A 17,881-nucleotide genomic window follows, 5' to 3' on the forward strand; every position below is an offset into this window, starting at 1 on the left:
GCGGGTGTTTGACGCCGGGCCGCTGCGCCCGTTCGCCGACGCCGGCATCTTCGAAGCAGCGGATATCCATGTGGCGCAACGGCTTACCGCGCTCACCGGCGAGTCCGACGATCGGGTGGCGCTGGCCGTCGCCCTGCTGGTGCGCGCGCTGCGGGGCGGTTCGGTGTGCGTCGATCTGCGGGCGGTGCCGGCACAGGTCGGCGCGGCGGACCTGCCCTGGCCCGCCGCCGGCGACTGGCTGGCCGCGGTGCGGGCCAGCCCGCTGCTCGGGCCGCCGCCGGTGCTGCGGTTCTTCGGCGATCTGCTCTACTTCGACCGGTACTGGCTGGAGGAAGAGCAGGTGTGCACCGATCTGCTGGCCCTGTCGGCGCCGGCGGGCGATGTCGAATCCTCTTGCTACGAAAGGCTTTTCCCGCCCGGCTACGAAGAACAGCGGGCGGCCGCCCGGATCGCGGTGTCCCAGGCGCTCACCGTGCTGACCGGCGGGCCGGGCACCGGCAAGACCACCACGGTCGCGCGGCTGCTCGCCCTGCTGGTCGAGCAGGCCGAGCGCGCCGGTGAGCCGCGGCCGAGGATCGCGCTGGCCGCCCCGACCGGCAAGGCGGCCGCGCGGCTGGCTGAGGCGGTGGCCGCCGAGATCGAGCACCTCGACCCGGCCGACCGGGCGCGGCTGGCCGGGCTGACCGGCACCACGCTGCACCGGCTGCTGGGGCCGCGCCCCGATACGTCGGTGCGGTTCAAGCACAATCGCGGCAACCGGCTGCCGCACGACATCATCGTGGTCGACGAGACGTCGATGGTGTCGTTGACCATGATGGCCCGGCTGGCCGAAGCCGTCCGGCCGGACACCCGGCTGATCCTGGTCGGCGATCCCGACCAGTTGGCCTCGGTGGAGGCGGGCGCCGTGCTGGCCGATCTGGTCGACGGGCTGGCCGGCCGCGCCGGGGTGCGGGTCGCCGCGCTGGCCACCCCGCACCGGTTCGGCAGCGCGATCGGCGCGCTGGCCGCGGCGATCCGGGCCGGCGACGCCGACCGGGTGGTGGAGTTGTTGGCGGCCGGCGGTGAGCACATCGAGTGGGTGGATTCCGAACGCCCGGCCGACCGGCTGCGCGAGGTGCTGGTGTCGCACGCGCTGCGGTTGCGCTCGGCGGCGCTGCTGGGCGCGGCTCAGGCCGCGCTGGCCACGCTGGACGAGCACCGGCTGCTGTGTGCGCACCGCGACGGGCCGCACGGGGCGGTGCGGTGGAACACGTTGGTGCACAACTGGATTGCCGAAGAAACCGGTCAGCCGGCCTGGTCGCAATGGTATGCCGGGCGTCCGCTGCTGGTGACGGCGAACGACTACGGGCTGCGTCTGTACAACGGCGACACCGGCGTGACGGTGGCCGGTGCGGACGGGCTGCGGGCCGTCATCGCCGGTGCGGCCGGCCCGCTGGACTTCGCCACCAGCCGGCTCGGCGAGGTGGAGACGATGCACGCCATGACCATCCACAAGAGTCAGGGCAGCCAGGCCGACGAGGTGACGGTGCTGATACCGCCGGAGGATTCGCGGCTGCTGACCCGGGAACTGTTCTACACGGCGGTGACCCGGGCCAAGAGCAGGGTGCGGGTGGTGGGGCCCGAGGCGTCGGTGCGGGCCGCGATCGAGCGCCGGGCGATCCGGGCCACCGGATTGCGGCAGCGGCTGCGGGCGGTCGGGTGACGGCCGGTATGGACGACCAGGACGCTTCCGACGCCCCGGCATCGCGGCGGGCTCACATCCTGCGCCTCGCCGTGTTCGCCGGCTTTCTGGCCGTGGTGTTCTATCTGGTGGCGGTGGCGCGGGTGATCGACGTCGGCGAGATCCGGGCCGTGGTGTCGGCCACCGGCCCGGCCGCGCCGCTGACCTACGTGGTGGCCTCGGCGCTCGCCGGCGCGTTGTTCGTGCCGGGCTCGATACTGGCCGCCGGCAGTGGGCTGCTGTTCGGTCCGCTGCTGGGCGTCTTCGTGACGCTGGGCGCGACGGTGGGCACCGCGACCGCCGCGAGTTTCGTCGGCCGGCGGGCCGGCCGCGACAGCGCCCGGGCGCTGCTGGGCCCGGCGCGGGCCGATCGCGTCGACGCCCTGATCGGGCGCGGCGGCCTGTGGGCGGTCGTCGGGCAGCGCTTCGTCCCCGGCATCTCGGATGCGCTGGCCTCCTACGCCTTCGGGGCGTTCGGAGTTCCGTTGTGGCAGATGGCCGTTGGCGCGTTCATCGGTTCGGCCCCGCGCGCCTTTGCCTACACCGCGCTGGGTGCCTCGATCGGGAATCGGTCCTCGCTGCTGGCTTATGCCGCGGTCGCGGTGTGGTGCGTGAGCGCGATCGTCGGCGCGTTCGCCGCGCATCGCGGCTACCGACAGTGGCGCGACCGACCCAGGGACGAGGGCGCCTGACCGGCGTTGTCAGCGGGCCTGTCCCAGCATCGTCTTCCACCCCTCGTCGCCGATGGTCGCCGAATTGGCCACCGAATACACCACCCCGTCGGGGCCCACCACCGTGCCGCTGCGCACGTCGTAGAGCGCGCTGGGGGTGTACGTGCACGGGTTGGGCTGCTGCCCGTTGCACACCACGGTGCCCGATCCCGGCCGCTGCAGCGGGTCGCTGATCGGCGGTGGGGTGCCCGGCAGCCGGTCGGCGGGCAGCGGATTGAGGCCGTTGTCGACCGAGGGTGCGGGGATCACCAGGCCCGGCTTCACCGGTTGGTCGCACCGCGCGCCCGGCGCCGGACAGGTCAGTATCTGGTCGGGGTCGCCGTACCAGGGGTTGGTGCCCTGCGGCACATAGGGCTCGGTGCTGCGGCACTCCCGCGGTGTGGCCGCCCGCTTGCCCGGCACGTCCACGCACGGGTAATTGCGGGCTCCCCGAACGACATTGGTGGCGTCCATCGGGATCTTGCAGTAGGTGCCGGCCGGCAGCGGCGCCGTGCTGGTGTCCGCCGGGGCGCGCCACTGCGATGCCGGCAGGAAACCGGTCAGGCAAGGCGGCGGCTGGTTGAGCGAGATGGCGCCGACGCCCAGTGCGGCCTGGCCCGGCGATTGCGCGGTCACCGACTGGGCGATCGCGCCGGACTGCGGCAGGAACACCAACGCCTGCTCGACGCCGTTGTGATAGCGCTTGAGCATGTCGATCACGACCTCGAGATTGGCCAGCGTCTGCGGCAGCGACTCCCGCACACCGCCGAACGTGGCCCGCACCTGCTCGGCCGTCGGCGCCGCGTTGGCCAGGATGCTGCGCAGCGCCGGGTCCTGCCGCGCGGTCTGGGCGGCCAACGTGTTCAGGTTGGCGGCCCAACGCCCAAGCGTGTCAGCGGAATCGGCCTGGCTGTCGATGATCGGTGCCGAGCGCTCGACGATGTCGTCGACGTCGTCGATGCTGCCCCGGAAATCGTGGGCGATCGCCTGGGTGGCATCCACCAGGCGCCGCAGCGACGGCCCCAGGCCACCGACCGCCTGCGAGGTTTCGTAGAGCAGCGAGGCGATCTTGTCCCGCGGCAGCACCGCCAGTCCGCGGTTGGCGGCGTCCAGCGCGGGACCGATCTGGCTGGGCACCGTGCTTTTGTGGATGGTCTGCCCGTCGACCAGATACGGTTCGCGCCCGGCGGTCGAGACCAGGTCGACGTACTGCTCGCCCACCGCCGAGACCGAATGCACGTGGGCGGCGGCATCGGCCGGGATCCGGTAGCCGTCCTCGATGCTCATCGTCGCCCGCGCGCCACGCTCGGTCGGCTCGACGCCGGTGACCTTGCCGATGGTGATTCCCCGGTAGGTGACGTTGGCGGTCCGGTACAGGCCGCCGGATTGCGGCAATTCGGCGTACAGGGTGTAGCGGCCGATACCGGCCAGGCTCGGGATCCGCAGGTAGTACCAGCCGAGGACGACCACCGCGGCCACCGCCACCGCCGTCAACAGCACCAGCTGGGTTTTGATCATGCGGGGCAACATCTTTCATTCGCCCCTTTCCACCAGCGGTCCGCCCGGGGCGTCGTTCGGGTTGGGCGTGTAGCGGACGTCGGGGATCATCGTGGCGGGGTCGCGCCCCCAGGACTGCTCGAGCGCGCGCAGCGCGCCGGACAGGCCGGTGCCGGTGAGCATGGTGTTGTCGATGGTGGACAGCGTCAGGTCGAGGGCGGCCGAGACGTTGACGTAGTCGCCGCGGATCACCTGGGCGACGTCGTCGATGTTGAACGGGGCCGTCAGCCCCAGCTTCAACGCGCCGGCCACGAACGGGGCGGCCGGGACGAGCTGGCGCAACGGCCGTTGCAGCGACAGCAGGCTACGGTAGAGATTGGCCCGGGTGTCGGTGAGCGCCCGGTCGGCCGCGTCGCTGAATCGGCCCAGTGATTCGGTGGCGTCGGCGAAAAGTTCGCGGGTGTCGGCGAAATGCCGGATCAGCGGCGGCAGCTCGGTCAGCACCCGATCCAGGGTGTCCCTGCGGTTGGCGAACACGGTCAGCAGTTCGTTGCTCGAATCGATCGCCCGGGTCAGATCGTCGCGTTGTCGGCTCAGCTCGGTGACGAAAGTGTCCAGCCGGCCGAGGAATTCGCGGATCTGCCCGGCATGCCCGTCGAGGATGTTGAGCACCTCGGTCTGGATGGCGTCGAGGTTGGCGATGCCGCCGCCGTTGAGGATCACCGCGACGCTGGCCAGCGTCCGTTCGACGGTGGGATAGGCCGACGAGTTCTGCAGCAGGATGGTGTCGCCGCTCTTCAACCGTTGCACGGACGGGTTTTTCGGCGCGGCCAGCTCGACGTGCTGGGTGCCCAGCAGGCTGGTCTGGCCGATCTTCGCGGTGGCGTTGGCTGGTAGCCGCACGCCCGGATCGAGGTCCAACCTCAGCGTGGCGACCCAATCCTTGAGGGTGATGGCGCGTACCGTGCCGACCCACACGTCGGCCACCCGGACCCGGCTGTTGGTGTTGAGCGCCAACGTGTCGGGCATCTGCACGTAGATCGTCATGTGGTCGCCGCCGGTGCCGCGGCCGACCGGCAGCGGCACGTCGGCGATGCCCCGCCAGGTGCACGACGTCAACATCGCCGCCAGCGCGACCACCAGCGCGCGCCGCCCCGCGACGGCGACCCGGCGCATCACCGGCCCGGCCCCGGCGGTGTGGGCCGCGAAAACCACGGCGGTGACGGCGGATTCGACTCGTCGTAGGCGTTCGGCGGTCCGGCGGCGGTGACCCCCGGCGGCGGCGGCGCGGCGTCCGGGCCACCCATGAGCTCGGCCAGCGATTCGGGGGTGAGCATGCCGGCGGTGAACGGCTGGACGTCGATGCCCTGCATTCCCGGCGCGACCACCCAGCCCGGCTCGTGGTTGCCGTGGGAGAACGGGGTGTCGCGGGCGAAGATGCCCGGGACGGTGGTGTCCTTGTATCCGGGCGGCGGGCGCAGTCGCTCCTCGGAGTAAGCCACCTCCTTGGGCAGGGTGGCCGCCGAGTTGAACGGGTTCAGGCCGGCCGGTGGGTAATTGAACTTGATGGCGTCGAGAACCGGGGCCAGATACTGTGCGCACAGTTCGGCCGAGTCCTGGTAGCCCAGCCGGCTGCCGGCCTGAATGGCGCTGCACAGGAAGTGGATCGGGTTGGCGAAGTTGGGGAACACGAACAGGCCGACCAGCGAACTGTGCGCCGGCTGGTAGAGGTTGTTGAAGTTGCCGGCGAAGGTGGGCAGCACGTGCAGCGCGGTTTCCAGGCCGTCGCGCGGCTCGGGTTGCAGGATCGTGGTGGTCACGTCGGCGAGGTTGCCGACGTCGTGGGTCAGTGCGGATCCGTTGTCGTTCACGAACTTTCGGGCCGCGTCCAGCACCTGGTCGAGATGGGCGATGGTGTCGCTCACCTGGTGGTCGGATTGGGTGAACCAGTCGGTGAACTGGGCCAGGTTGTTGTTGAGCGCGACGAACTGTTGCTTGTGCTGGTACAGCGCGGTGACGAACCGGGCCAGGCTCTTGGTGATGGCGACGAAATCGCCGCGGCCCTCGTTGAGCGCGGTCAGCGCCTGCGACAGGCTGTTCAGGGTCTCGTTGACCTGTTTGCCCTTGCCGGACAGATTGTCGGCGGCCGATTCGATGATGTCACCGAACGGCCCCGCCGGCTGCTGGGGGGTGGGGCCGAGCTGGCGCAGGATGGCGTTGATGGAGTCCCGCAGCTGGTCCCACTCGACGGGCACCCGGGTGCGCTCGATCGGGATGACCGCGCCGTCGCGCAGCACCGGCCCGCCGGTGTAGGGCGGCGACAGCTGGATGGTGCGCGAGGCCACCAGGCTGGGGTTGAGGATCGACGCGGTCGCGTTCGCCGGGACACGGTATTTGTTGTTGTAGTGCAACGTGACTCGCATCTTGTCGCCGGCCGGCTCGATCTTGTCGATCGAACCCACCCGCACGCCCATGATCTGCACCCGGTCGCCGGGATACAGCGCCAGCGTCTCGGAGAAGTAGGCCACGACCGTGGTCGTGGTGAGCTTGCGGTACAGCTGGACGCCGGCGACGGCCGCGATGAAGACGAAGACCGCCGCCAGCGCCGCGATCACCAGCACCCGGGCGGACACCTTGGGCAGCCGCAGGTTTCGGATGTCGAAGATGGTGCTCATCGGGTGCTCCCCCCTGTCGCGTCGGGCGGGTTCTCGGTGCGCGCCCCCGGCGGGGCGTGCGCCGGCAGCGGCACCGGGGTGCCGGGGACGTCGGGCGGGGCCTCACCCGGGCGTCCCGCGCTCGGCACCCCGGGCGATGGCGGCGGCCCGTCCGGCGCCGGCGGCGACGTCTCGACATCCAGCGGGGCCGGGAAGCCGTCGGGGACCGGGCCGAACGGCCCCTGACCGGAAAGCGCGCACGGCAACGGGTTTCCCGGCCGCGGCGGGCTGTCGGCGGCCGGCGTGTACGAACACGGCGACCCGGGTGGGACGGCCGGCCCGGGATGGGCCGGGGTGCCCTCGGCCACCGGCGGGGCCGGCGGTGGCGCGCCGTTGGGCAACCGGGTGCCGTTGGGGTCGGGCCAGCGGAACGCCGGCAGCCCGGCGCTGCGCCAGAAGTTCTCCGGGTCGATGCCGCGTTTCTTGAACGCCGCGTCGACCCACGGCTGAAGTACTTGGTAGGGAAGCAGATTCGCCACGATCGCCTTGAAGAACGGGCCGGAGGCGACGGCTTCGGTCAGGGATGCGGTGTACCTGCTGACCAGGACGAGCACATCGGAGAGTTCCTTCTTGCGCTTGACCAGCTCGTCGCTGACGGTGCCCAGCTGCCGCAGCACCTGGTGCGCATCGGGGTTTTCCTTGATGAATCCCGACACCTGGGTGGACACCGCGGACACGTTGCTCAGCAGGGCGCTCAGCGCCTGGCTGCGCTGCCGGAACGCGGCGAGCAGGGTGTTGGCGTTGACCAGCAGGGCGTCGACCTGCCCGCTGCGGTCGCCGAGCACGCGCGTGATCTTGTCGGCGTTGGTCAGCAGTTGCTTGATCTGTTCGTCCCGGTTGCCGATGGTGCCGGAGAATCTGGCCACCCCGTCGAGGGCGGCCTTCAGGTGCGGCGCGGTCTGATCGAAGGTCTCCGACAACACGTTCAACGACCGCTTGACGACGTCAATGTTCCAGTCCGTGGCCGCCTTGGTGACGTCGACGAACGCGTCGTAGATCTGGTAGGGCGTGGTGGTCTGCCCGGACGGGATTATCCCGTTGGGCGGCAACGGATCCGCGCCGCGCGGCTGGATGGCCATGTTCTTGCGTCCCAGGAAGGTGTCGGTGCGGATCGCCGCCCGGCTCTGCGCGCCGATCGTCTTGCCGGGCATCGAGAAGCCGACCAGCACCCGGTCGCCGCGGATCACCAGCGAACTCACCAATCCCACGTTCACCCCGGCGATCTGCACCTTGTCGCCGACGTTGATACCGCCGGCGTCGGTGAATTGCGCGTAGTAGGTCGGCGTGGCGAACAGCATCGGCACGCTGGTAAAGCTTTGTCCCACACCGACAACCAGCACCGTCACCAGCGCGCCCATCAGGCCGACCCGGGTGCGGTTGAACTCGGTCAGCGTCCTCATTGCGGCGTGCACCTCCCGGTCGGCTGTCCGAAAAGCTTGATGGTGCGCACCGGACCGCCGGGCTGTAATCCGTTGACTTTGATCGAGATGTCACACAGGTAGAAGTTGTAGAAGTCGCCGTAGATGCCGCCGGCGCGGCCGATGACGCGGAACGCGCCCGGCAGTTTCTCCAGCACGTTGTCGGCGGTGGGCAGGTCGTTGATGAGCGCTTGCTGGATGCCCTCGAGGTGTCCGAGGGTGCCGTGCAGCGACGGCCGGTCCTCGCCGAGCAGCCCGGCCACGGTTGCGGCCGCGTCGCTGATGTGTGCCGCGGCCGCGGCCAGCGGGTCGGCCCGGTTCTTCAATCCGGTGATCAGCAGTTCCAACTTGTCGACCGTTCGGTCGAACTCCTTCTCGTGCTTGACGGTGGTGGCCAGCACGGTGTTCAGGTTGTTGATCACCTCGCCGATCGCCTTGTCGCGGTCGGCCAGCGCGGCGGTCAGCGCCGCGGTCTGGTCGAGGATGTCGGTGATGGTGGCGCCCTGTCCCTGGAACACGGTGATGATGGACTGGGCGATGCTGTTGACCTTGTTCGGGTCCAAAGCCTGGAACAGCGGCCGGAATCCGCCGATCAGCGCGTCGAGATCCAACGCCGGCTGAGTGTGCTCGACCGGGATGCGGCCGCCCGGGGGCAGCCGGCGGCCGCTGGTGCCGCGCTTGAGTTCCAGATAGCGGTCGCCGATCAGGTTGAGGTAGCGGATCGACGCGGTGGTGCCCTGGTCCAGTGCCAGTGAGCGGTCCACGTTGAACTCCACCAACACCCGGCTGTCCTTGCCGGAAAGCGTCACGGCGGCGACCTTGCCCACCTCCACCCCGGAGGCGCGCACGAACTGCCCGGCCCGTAACCCGCCGGCGTCGGTGAACACCGCGGAGTAGCCGGTGGTCCGATCGAATCGGACCTGGCCGAACACGACGATGATCATCACTGTGAACATCGCCAGCACGGACCAGAAGACGACGAGTTTGACTGCGGTACCGGTGATTCTCATGGGTTGATCGTGTTCTCCCCGTACTGGCGGCCCCAGACGAATTCGGTGGCCAGCGGCTGACCGATCTCGAGGTGGTTGTAAGGAGCCAGGCTGGCGCCGGTGTCCATCACTAGATACGGCGCGGGCCACAGGTCCCGGGTGATCTTCTGCCAGCAGCCGGGCCGCCCGCCCGGGCCGCCGTGCGCGTTCACCCGCGGCAGGTTGTCCGGGTACACATAGGGATTCGGCGCGCCGACGATCGATCCGGCCGCCGCCAGCGAATAGCCGTTGCCGCCGGCCGCTTTGGCGACCTCAGGGGCGGCGTCGTGGAAATTGCGGATCATGCAGAACAGTTCGGGGCTGTAGGTGTCGAGCAGCTCGGCGGTGGGCACCAGGTCCGCGGCCCCGCGCGCCAGGTACGGTCCGCCGCGGGCGAAGATGTCCTCGCCCTCATGGCCCACGCCGACGGCCGCCAGCAGCGCGGCGTCCAGGTCGCCCTGTTGCCGGGTCAGCGTCCGCGCGGTGGTCACCGCGTTGGACAGGAAGTCCAACAGGTCGGGTGCGGCCTTGGTGTACGCGCCGGCCAGGTCGGCCAGGCGGCGCACGTCGTAGCGGATCTGCGGCATTCGCGGATTCAGCTGCGCCAGAATCTGATTGCCGTTGACGATGGATTCGCCGAACTTGCCGCCCAGCCCGTCCAGCGCCTGCGCCAGCGCGGACAGCGTCGCGTTGAGCTCGATCGGGCTCACCTTCTCCGCGATCGAGGTGACCGTCTCGAACAGGGTGTTGAATTCGGTGGTCACCGACCGCGCGTCGATCACGTCGCGGGGCGAGATCCGCTGCCGCGACGGGTTTTCCGGGGCGCTCAACGACACGTACTTGTTGCCGAACAGCGTGGCCGCCTCGATGGTGGCCACCACGTTCGCCGGAATCAGATTTACATAGCGCGGATCCACATCCAGCACCAGTTTGGCCGCGGGGGCGCCGTCGCGCTCGATCTCCGAGATGTCGGCCACCCGGCCGATCGCGACGCCGTTGTAGGTGACCTTGGATCCCGTCTCCATCACCAGGCCGGCCCGGGTGGCGACCATGGTGAGCTTGGTCTTGGGGGTGAAGTCCCCGCGAAATTGCAGGTATACCAAGGCCAGAACCAGCGCACAGACCAGCAGCAGGAGCACCCCCTCGACGTACACCCAGGCGCGTCGGCCCCGCTGCGGCACCGGTGTCGCCATCGCGCTCACACCGTCAGGTTGAAGTTCGGGTCGACACCGTAGAGCGCCAACTGGGCGAGCAGGACCACCACCACCACAGAGACCAGGGAGAACCGCATCGATCGGCCCACCGCGTGCCCGACGCCGACCGGGCCGCCGCTGGCGGTGTAGCCGTAGTAGCAGTGGGTGATCATCACCACCACCGCGATGATGACGACCTCGAACACCGACCAGCCCACGTCCTCGGGGCGCAGGAAGGTGCGGAAGTAGTGCTCGTAGGTGCCGTTCGACTGGCCGTAGAACACCGTCGTGACGACCTGTCCGGACGTGAAGGCCATGTCCAGGGCCAGCGCGTACAGCGGCACGATCACCGCCAGCCCGCCCAGGATCCGGGTGGACACCAGGAACGAAATCGATTTGATGCCCATGACTTCCAGCGCGTCGATCTCCTCGCTGATCCGCATGGCGCCGAGCTGGGCGGTGGCGCCGGCGCCGACCGTGGCGGCCAGCGTGACCCCGGCGACGATCGGTGCGGCGATGCGGGTGTTGGCCAGCGCGGCGAAGAACCCGGTGAACGCCTCGACGCCGATGTTGCCCAGCGACGCGAAACCCTGGATGGCGATCAGCGAGCCGCCGGACAGGGTGACGAAGCCGATGATCGCCACGGTGCCGCCGACCACGGCCATCGCCCCGGTGCCCATGCCGATCTCGGCGACCAGGCGCAGTGTCTCGCGCCGGTAGTGGCGCAACGCCCAGCCGATCTGGCCGATGCTGATCCGGGCGAAGCGCGCGAAAATGCCTATCTGCCAAAGCCTTCGGACGGTTCCGCCGCCGTAGCGGTCGAGGTTGGCCGCGGTTCGCGGGTAGCGGGCCCGCAGGGCGCCGGGCGCGGAGATGGCCGCCATGTCAGCGGCCCGTCCCGAACCGCACGCCGATGGTGGTCAGCACCACGTTGACGGCGAACAGCGCGATCACACACAACACCAGCGTCTCGTTGACGGCGGTGCCCACCCCCTTGGGACCGCCCTTGGTGGTCAGCCCGCGATAGCAGCCGACCAGGCCGGCGATGGTCCCGAAGGTGGCCGACTTCACCACCGAGATCACCACCTCGGGCAGGCCGGTGATCAGGGTGAGGGTGCCGACGTAGGCGCCCGCCGAAATGTGTTGGATGAAAACGCCGAACACGAATCCGCCGACCAGGCCGATGGTGATCACCGCACCGTTGAGCAGGGTGGCGACGATGGTCGCGGCGACCACCCGGGGCACCACCAATCGGTGGATCGGGTCGATGCCCAGCACCTCCAGCGCGTCGATCTCCTCGCGGATGGTGCGCGCTCCCAGGTCGGCGCAGATGGCCGTGGAGCCGGCGCCGGCGATCACCAGCACCGTGGTCAGCGGGCCCAACTGCGTCACCGCGCCCAACGCCGCACCGGCGCCGGAGATGTCGGCGGCGCCGAACTCGGCCAGCAGGATGTTGAGGGTGAAGATGATCAGCACGGTGAGCGGGATCGCGACGGCGAGGGTGGGCAGCAGCGAGACGCTGGTGATGAACCAGCCCTGCTCGATGGTCTCCCGCCACTGGAAGGGCCGCCGGAACAACGCCTTGCCGGTCAGCACGCACGTCCTGAAGAAGCCGCCGACCGCGTCGATCCCGGGCTGAATCTGGCCCCGCAGGTAGTTCGCGATCACGGCTTGGCTGCTCATCGCCGCTCCAGCGCGCCGATCATGGTGGCGTTGGCGAGTTCGAGGACCTCGCGGGCGCCGCGGCCCGCCTCGTCCGCATCGCCGGCGCAGATCGCCTGGGCCAGTGCACGATACGCGTCGGTGCGGTTGATCTCGCGGGAATCGCGGCGGCCAGCACACCCAGAGCTCGCTCGTAGGCCGCGCGGAAAGGGTTGTACATCAGCCGGAATACGATCGAGCCGGAGCTGTCGACCATGTGATCCCAGAACTCGAGAGTGCCGCGATGCCACTCGACCGCGCTGCGCGAGGCCTCCAGCCGGCGCAGCGAATCGTCGAGCAGCGCAGCCAGTTCCGGGCCGTGCTGTTCGGCGGCCAGTTCCGCGACCTTCGGACCGATCCGCAGCCGCGTCTCCAGAATGCTGCGGAACACCCCCGCGTCGAGTTCGCCGTCGCGAAACACCAACTGCGGCAACAGGTCAAGACCGGCGTGCCGCCGGAAGTCGCGCACCGTCGTGACGCCGCCGTGGCGCACCTCGACGAGGCTGGCCGCCGACAGCCGCTTGAGCGCCTCGCGGACGGCGGGGCGCGACACCCCGAAGACCTCCGCCAGCCGGCGCTCGCTGGGCAACGCCGAACCCGCTGGCAGCTCACCGCTGAGCACGTCGGTGGCGATCTGGTCGAAAACCGCTTCGGGCACCGATCGGCGAATCACCGGCTGCAGCGCCATGCGGCCAGTGTGGCGGGCCGACGGCCAGTCAGGTGGTCAGACCACCGGCGTGTCGCGCATCTTTCCGCGACTCACCCAACCCGCCGGCAAGCGCGCGATACCAATTATTGGCATGGTGAGCGTTGTGGGGTAAAAACACGTCTTTCAGCCTCGACGAGCACTACAGCGCCTTTCGAGAGCGAGGTCGCCTCGGGACGCTACCGGTCGGCCAGTGACGTCGTGCGCTCCGCGCTACGGCTGCTCGAGGATCGCGAAACCCAGCTACGGGGGCGCTGCGCGAAGCTCTCGAAGCCGGCGAACGCAGCGGCACCTCGACGCCGTTCGACTTCGACACGTTCCTCGACCGTAAGCGGACCGAAGCTTCGGACGGCCGTTGAGCAGCCGATACCTTCTCTCGCCGCCGGGTAACATCCTCTTCTACCGGGTGACTGCTTTCTGTGCCGGCATCGTGCGGCGTTAGGTTCGACACCATGGCGCAACGGATCCTGGTGATCGGAGCCGGCATTGCGGGCCTGGCGACGGCGGTGGCGATGCAGCGGCGCGGATACGCAGTCACCGTCGTCAAGGAGCGCACCGACACGTCCTCGGGCGCCGGGATCAGCATCTGGCCCAACGCGCTGGCCGCGTTGGACCGCATCGGCGTCGGCCAGGCTGTCCGCGATGCCGGCGGCCGCATCACGGCGGGCGCGTTGCGTTGGCGAGACGGCTCGTGGCTGCGTCGGCCGGCTTTCACCCTGCCGAAAGGCTAGGCCTTCTGGTCTACCGCCGCTGCGCGGCGACGAACAGGTTCCCCGGCACGAAGTCGCGGACCTCGGCCGGCGCCGGCCGCCCGTAGCCGGCCATCAGCTCGTCCGACGGCGTCACGCGCACGTCCCAGCCGTGCCGGCCGAACCACTCACCGACGTCCTCGCGTTCCTCGAAGTACCACAGCTCGTCGGTTCTGGGCACCGCCCGATCCGGATCGATCCGTGCCATCAGGGCCTGGATCCGGTCCATCCGTTCCCGGCGCTTGGCGCGGGCCTGCGGGTCGAGGAACTTGGGCCCCAACGCCTCCACCGCGACCCGGCTGCCGGCGACGGTGAGGCCCTGAATGCGGTCGAACAGCAAGTCCTGGGCGGCAGCCGGCAGATACGGCATCAGCCCCTCGGCCGACCACACGCTGGGCGCCGACGCGTCAAACCCGGCCTGCCGCAACGCTTCCGGCCAGTCGTGGCGCAGATCCACCGGCACGGCGACCCGGTTGCAGGCGGGCTGCGCCCCGTGTTCGGCCAGGGTGGACTCCTTGAATTCGAGCACCCGGGGCTGGTCGAGCTCGTAGACCGTGGTCCCGGCCGGCCAGGGCAGCCGCCAGGACCGCGCGTCCAGCCCGGCCGCCAGGATCACCGCCTGACGGATGCCCGCACCGGTTGCCTCCAGGAAGAACGAGTCGAAAAACGCTGTGCGCGAAGCCATATAACCGACCATGGCCTGCTGCTGCAGCGGTATGGTCGGTTCGGCCTCGATCAGCTCGGGCGGCAGCTGCGGCGCGGAGTGCCAGTTCCACACGCCGTCGCCGGCGGCGTCCAGGAAGACCTGTGCGAACGGATCTTTGATCAAAGGGTTTTCGCTGCGGGTCTCCGCGGCGCGGGCCGAGGCCACCCCCAGCGCGGTCGCCCCCACGCTTTCGGTGATCTCCCAGCTGTCGTCGTCGCTCCGGGCTGTGCTCATCGGTCGGGTCGGGTCCTTTCCGTGCGTTGCGCCGCCACGAACCGCGTCTGCGGTGTGGCGTCTTCGATGTCGTGCGGTGGTCTGCGGTCGTAGCGGGCCATCAGTTCGGGCGCCGGGGTGACCGTCACGTCCCAGCCGTGCCGGCCCAGCCAGTCGCCCACGTCCTCGCGTTCCTCGAAGTACCAGAGGTCTTGCACGTCGGGGATGTCGCGGTCGGGCTCCAGGTCGGCCATCAGGTCGCGCACCCGCTGCATGGTCTGGCGCTGCCGCTCGCGGGCGGCCTCGTCGAGGAAGTCGGGGCCGGGCGCCTCCACCGCGATCCGGCTGCCCGGCGCGGCGAGGGTCTGCACCCGCTCGAACAACAGCTGCTGGGCGGCCGCCGGCAGGAACGGCAACAGGCCCTCGGCCGACCACGCGCTGGGCGCGTGCGCATCGAATCCGGCCTGGCGCAAGGCGGCCGGCCAGTCGTGGCGCAGGTCCACCGGGACGCTGACCAGGTGGCAGGTCGGCCGGGCCCCGTGCTCGGCGAGCGTCGTCGCCTTGAACTCCAGCACCCGCGGCTGGTCCAGTTCGTAGACCGTCGTGCCGTCTTCGAACGGCAGCCGCCACGCCCGGGAGTCCAGGCCCGCCGCCAGGATCACCACCTGACGGACGCCCGCGCGGGTCGCCGCGAGGAAGAAGTTGTCGAAGAACGCCGTCCGCGCGGCCATGTAGTCGACCATGCCCTGCATCCGCGGCTTGAGGTCGGGTTCGGCCTCGGCGATCTGGGCGGGCAGGTTGGGCGCGGCGAACCAGTTCCACATGCCGTCGCCGGCGGCGTCCAGGAACACCCGCGCGAACGGGTCGCTGATCAGCGGGTTCTCGCTCTCGGTCTCGGCGGCGCGGGCGGCGGCCACCCCGAGCGCGGTCGCCCCCACGCTCTCGGTGATCTCCCAGCTGTCGTCGTCGGTCCTGGGCACGTGCGCCTCCTCCCCACTTCGCTAGCTCGGCTACCTATACGACCCTACGCGCGCTGCATGAGTGGGAGCTGTCAACCAAGCGGGGATTGAGTTAACTTGTCGGCGGGCCGATCAGCGGCCGTGAGCGCGGTATCGGCGATGCCGGGCGAATCCGGAGGATCGTTGATAGATGCGAGTTGACGGGCGCGACATCATCGTCTCCGGCAGCTTGCTGCAGCCGCTGACCCGGCGGACCAACGACATCCTGCGGCTGGGGATGGCGCTGATCTTCCTGGCGGTGGTGATCACGGGTTCGGTGATCACCCGCCCGCAGTGGATCGCGCTGGAGAAATCGGTCTCCCAGATCGTCGGTGTCCTCTCGCCCACCCAATCCGATGTCGTCTACCTGGTGTACGGGTTGGCGATCGTGGCCTTGCCGTTCATGATCCTGATCGGTCTGATCGCGGCCGGGCAGTGGAAGCTGTTGGGCGCCTACGCCGCCGCGGGGCTGAGCGCCATCGTGTTGTTGTCGATCAGCGGCACCGGATTGGCCGCGCCGCGATGGCATTTCGACGTCCTCGACCGGCTCACCACGCTGCCGGCGCAATTGCTCGACGACCCGCGCTGGATCGGGATGCTGGCGGCGGTGCTGACGGTGTCGGGACCGTGGCTGCCGGCGCGCTGGCGGCACTGGTGGTGGGCGCTGCTGCTGGCGTTCGTGCCGATCCACCTTGTGGTCAGCGCGATCGTCCCGGCGCGCTCGCTGGTCGGTTTGGCGGTCGGCTGGGTGGTCGGGGCGCTGGTGGTGCTCGTCGTGGGCACGCCGGCGCTCGAGGTTCCGCTGGACGCCGCGGTGCGGGCGTTGGCCAAGGCCGGCTTCGAGGTTTGCCGGCTCACCGTGGTCCGGCCGGCCGGCCGCGGCCCGCTCATTCTGTCCGCCGACGGCCAGGACGCCGACCACACGGCCCTGATCGAGTTGTACGGCCCGCACCAACGCAGCGGCGGGGCGCTGCGCCAGCTGTGGGGCAAGCTCAAGCTGCGCGACGCCGAGACCGCGCCGCTGCTGACCTCGATGCGCCGCGCGGTGGAGCACCGCGCGCTGATGGCCATCGCGATCGGCGAGGCCGGCCTGGCCAACACCGCGACGGTGGCCGTCGCCACCCTGGACCGGGGCTGGATGCTGTACTCGCACAAGCCTCCTCGCGGCACGCCCATCGACCGATGCGCGAAAACCACACCGGTGCAACGGCTCTGGGAAGCGCTGCGGGTGCTCAACGACCACCAGATCGCCCACGGGGACCTGCGCGCCCACCACATCACCGTCGACGACGGGGCCGTGTTGTTCGGCGGCTTCGGCAGCGCCGAGTACGGGGCCACCGAGGCGCAGCTGCAATCCGACATCGCGCAGCTGTTGGTGACGACGTCGGCGCACTACGACCCGAAGTCCGCGGTGGGCGCCGCCATCGACGTCTTCGGCGCGGACACCATTTTGTCGGCGTCCCGGCGGCTCACCAAAGTCGCTGTGCCCAAATCGGTTCGGCGTACGGTGCCGGACTCGGGGGCCGTCATCTCGGGCGCCCGCGCCGAGGTGAAGCGGCAAACGGGGGCCGACCAGATCAAACCGCAGACCATCACCCGGTTCACCCGCAGCCAGATCATTCAGCTGGTGCTGTTCGGGGCGTTGGTCTACGTCGCGTATCCGTTCATCAGCACGGCGCCGACGTTCTTCTCCCAGCTGCGCACCGCGGACTGGTGGTGGGCGCTGCTGGGCTTGCTGGTGTCGGCGCTGACCTATGTCGGCGCGGCTGCGGCGCTATGGGCCTGCACCGACGGCATGGTGAACTTCTGGATGCTGTCAATCGCGCAGGTGGCCAACACCTTTGCCGCGACCACCACGCCGGCCGGTGTCGGCGGGCTGGCGTTGTCTACCCGCTTCCTGCAAAAGAGCGGCCTGTCGGCGATGCGGGCGACTGCGGCGGTCGCGCTGCAGCAGTCGGTGCAGGTGATCGCGCATCTGGCGCTGCTGGTGCTGTTCAGCGCGGCGGCCGGCGCATCGATGAATCTGTCGCATTTCGTGCCCAGCGCAACCATGCTGTATCTGATCGCGGGTGTGGCGCTGGGCATCGTCGGCACCTTCCTGTTCGTGCCCACACTGCGCAGGTGGCTGGCCACCGAGGTGCGCCCGAAGCTGGACGAGGTGGTGAGCGACCTGGCCAAGCTCGCCCGCGAACCGCGGCGGCTGGCGCTGATCCTGTTGGGTTGCGCGGGAACGACTCTCGGTGCGGCGCTGGCGTTGTGGGCCAGCATTCAGGCCTTCGGCGGCGACACCACGTTCGTCGCCGTCACCGTGGTGACGATGGTCGGCGGGACGCTGGCCTCGGCGGCGCCGACGCCCGGCGGTGTCGGGGCGGTCGAAGCGGCGCTGATCGGTGGGCTGGCCGCGTTCGGGGTGCCGGCGGCCATCGGGGTGCCGGCCGTGCTGCTGTATCGGATGCTGACCTGCTGGCTGCCGGTGTTCGTCGGCTGGCCGGTGATGCGCTGGCTGACCAAGCACGAGATGGTCTGAG

Annotated in this window: 14 protein-coding genes and 2 pseudogenes; 5 read left to right on the top strand and 11 right to left on the bottom strand. The window is 69.9% G+C overall.

Features of this window, described 5'->3' with window-relative positions:
• Positions 1-4 precede the first annotated feature (4 nt).
• Both recD and H7I87_RS23160 read left to right on the top strand, forming a co-directional pair.
• Positions 5-1,702 (top strand): exodeoxyribonuclease V subunit alpha, encoded by a 1,698-nt coding sequence (gene recD, locus H7I87_RS23155; RefSeq protein WP_371265802.1) that lies wholly within the window; start codon positions 5-7, stop codon positions 1,700-1,702.
• 8 nt (positions 1,703-1,710) lie between these two features.
• Positions 1,711-2,412 carry a TVP38/TMEM64 family protein gene (locus H7I87_RS23160; RefSeq protein ID WP_009979169.1) on the top strand — a complete coding sequence of 234 codons (702 nt, stop codon included), beginning with the start codon at positions 1,711-1,713 and terminating at the stop codon, positions 2,410-2,412.
• Between the two features lie 9 nt (positions 2,413-2,421).
• Here the strand turns inward: H7I87_RS23160 and H7I87_RS23165 are convergent, their stop codons facing one another.
• From H7I87_RS23165 to H7I87_RS23205, 9 genes are read right to left on the bottom strand one after another with little or no spacing between them, the layout of a single operon-like run.
• Positions 2,422-3,960 (bottom strand): MCE family protein, encoded by a 1,539-nt coding sequence (locus H7I87_RS23165; protein WP_019732813.1) that lies wholly within the window; start codon positions 3,958-3,960, stop codon positions 2,422-2,424.
• A 3-nt stretch (positions 3,961-3,963) separates the two neighbouring features.
• A complete protein-coding gene (locus H7I87_RS23170) occupies positions 3,964-5,103 on the bottom strand; it encodes a virulence factor Mce family protein (RefSeq protein ID WP_042791545.1) in 1,140 nt (379 codons plus the stop codon).
• The gene (locus H7I87_RS23175) at positions 5,103-6,602 is read right to left on the bottom strand and encodes a virulence factor Mce family protein (protein WP_011726116.1); all 1,500 of its coding nucleotides are present in this window, start codon (positions 6,600-6,602) and stop codon (positions 5,103-5,105) included. Before H7I87_RS23175 ends, H7I87_RS23170 begins: the two co-directional genes overlap by 1 nt.
• Positions 6,599-8,041 carry a virulence factor Mce family protein gene (locus H7I87_RS23180; protein ID WP_009979172.1) on the bottom strand — a complete coding sequence of 481 codons (1,443 nt, stop codon included), beginning with the start codon at positions 8,039-8,041 and terminating at the stop codon, positions 6,599-6,601. The genes H7I87_RS23175 and H7I87_RS23180 overlap by 4 nt, the downstream gene beginning before the upstream one ends.
• Complete coding sequence (locus H7I87_RS23185) at positions 8,038-9,069, bottom strand: MCE family protein (RefSeq protein ID WP_011726117.1); 1,032 nt, start codon at positions 9,067-9,069, stop codon at positions 8,038-8,040. Before H7I87_RS23185 ends, H7I87_RS23180 begins: the two co-directional genes overlap by 4 nt.
• A complete protein-coding gene (locus H7I87_RS23190; protein WP_031344841.1) occupies positions 9,066-10,280 on the bottom strand; it encodes an MCE family protein in 1,215 nt (404 codons plus the stop codon). Before H7I87_RS23190 ends, H7I87_RS23185 begins: the two co-directional genes overlap by 4 nt.
• Positions 10,281-10,285: 5 nt before the next feature.
• On the bottom strand, positions 10,286-11,164 hold the full coding sequence (locus H7I87_RS23195) for an ABC transporter permease (protein WP_011726119.1): 879 nt from the start codon (positions 11,162-11,164) through the stop codon (positions 10,286-10,288).
• Between the two features lies 1 nt (position 11,165).
• On the bottom strand, positions 11,166-11,963 hold the full coding sequence (locus H7I87_RS23200) for an MlaE family ABC transporter permease (protein WP_003873599.1): 798 nt from the start codon (positions 11,961-11,963) through the stop codon (positions 11,166-11,168).
• 19 nt (positions 11,964-11,982) lie between these two features.
• Positions 11,983-12,669, bottom strand: a complete 687-nt coding sequence (locus tag H7I87_RS23205) for a FadR/GntR family transcriptional regulator (protein ID WP_327334966.1) — start codon at positions 12,667-12,669, stop codon at positions 11,983-11,985.
• Positions 12,670-12,791: 122 nt separating this feature from the next.
• Between H7I87_RS23205 and H7I87_RS23210 the strand changes: the two are divergent.
• Positions 12,792-13,046, top strand: a pseudogene (locus tag H7I87_RS23210) (type II toxin-antitoxin system ParD family antitoxin).
• A gap of 93 nt (positions 13,047-13,139) precedes the next feature.
• A pseudogene (locus tag H7I87_RS23215) lies at positions 13,140-13,397 on the top strand (FAD-dependent oxidoreductase); the annotation flags it as partial.
• Positions 13,398-13,428: 31 nt separating this feature from the next.
• Here H7I87_RS23215 and H7I87_RS23220 read toward each other — a convergent pair.
• Both H7I87_RS23220 and H7I87_RS23225 read right to left on the bottom strand, forming a co-directional pair.
• Positions 13,429-14,376, bottom strand: a complete 948-nt coding sequence (locus H7I87_RS23220; RefSeq protein WP_003873603.1) for a class I SAM-dependent methyltransferase — start codon at positions 14,374-14,376, stop codon at positions 13,429-13,431.
• Positions 14,373-15,335 (bottom strand): class I SAM-dependent methyltransferase, encoded by a 963-nt coding sequence (locus tag H7I87_RS23225; protein WP_009979181.1) that lies wholly within the window; start codon positions 15,333-15,335, stop codon positions 14,373-14,375. Before H7I87_RS23225 ends, H7I87_RS23220 begins: the two co-directional genes overlap by 4 nt.
• A 169-nt stretch (positions 15,336-15,504) precedes the next feature.
• On the opposite strand from H7I87_RS23225, the gene H7I87_RS23230 reads away from it, so the two are divergent.
• Positions 15,505-17,880 carry a lysylphosphatidylglycerol synthetase family protein gene (locus H7I87_RS23230; RefSeq protein WP_011726125.1) on the top strand — a complete coding sequence of 792 codons (2,376 nt, stop codon included), beginning with the start codon at positions 15,505-15,507 and terminating at the stop codon, positions 17,878-17,880.
• The last annotated feature ends 1 nt before the right edge of the window (position 17,881 follow it).

Origin of the sequence: Mycobacterium timonense, from assembly GCF_025821985.1 — a bacterium.
Classification (GTDB): domain Bacteria; phylum Actinomycetota; class Actinomycetes; order Mycobacteriales; family Mycobacteriaceae; genus Mycobacterium; species Mycobacterium avium.